The sequence below is a fragment of the Vibrio sp. 1580 genome, assembly GCF_033340055.1.
This window is the reverse complement of sequence record NZ_JAWOVT010000341.1, coordinates 1-666: the sequence shown is the minus strand read 5'-3', so window position 1 is coordinate 666 and position 666 is coordinate 1. Positions and strand designations below refer to the sequence as shown.

Annotated in this window: 1 protein-coding gene; it reads right to left on the bottom strand. The window is 48.8% G+C overall.

Annotated features, from left to right (window positions below; all coding sequences use genetic code 11):
* Window positions 1–630, bottom strand: a 630-nt coding sequence (flgD, locus tag R7093_RS25895; RefSeq protein WP_318147104.1) for a flagellar hook assembly protein FlgD, incomplete at its 3' end; no start/stop codon positions are given.
* Between the last annotated feature and the right edge of the window lie 36 nt (window positions 631–666).

Sequence of the window (666 nt, the reverse complement as noted above, 5' to 3'; positions counted from 1 at the left end):
ATTGACCAATGCTGCGCCACCTGAACTCGGAATACGAACCTGTTCAACAGTGCCAGCCAGTAGAACATTCGGGCTCGCTTGGCCTTCTTGAACTTCTACAGATACCGTGTATTTGCCCGGCTTTAAGCCAAGCTCTTCTGGATTGATTGAGAACTCAACGTCACCAGCGCCGTGAGCGCCAAGTGGTACGTTCGTCTTCTGACCGAACTGATCTTTCACAACTAAAGTCACTTGGTTTGAACCGTGACTCAGTTCGATTTTGCCGTTTTGCGCACCATCACCCAGTTCGAATTCTTTTGAATTCACGTAAACCGTTTGACCAACCAAACCAGCGGTCGATAGCACTTGCATGTTGTCGAGTAGCACCATGCTGTTTTGCATGACCTTCGACATGTTCTCGGTACTTTGAACTTGAGAGAACTGCGCCAACTGACCGACGTACTCTGTGCCATCTAACGGGTTTAACGGATCTTGGTTTTGAATTTGCGCCACCATCAAAGAGATGAACTCATTTTGAAGTGAAGACGCGCTGTTCTTATCCGTTGGGTTTGGCGCAATGCCACTGTTTTCTTTTGCTGCCGCTTTAACCGGAGCGTCCGACGATAATGCCGTGTACTGTGCAAGACTCATTAGCTACCCTGCCCTAAACGAAGCAAGCCTTGCTGC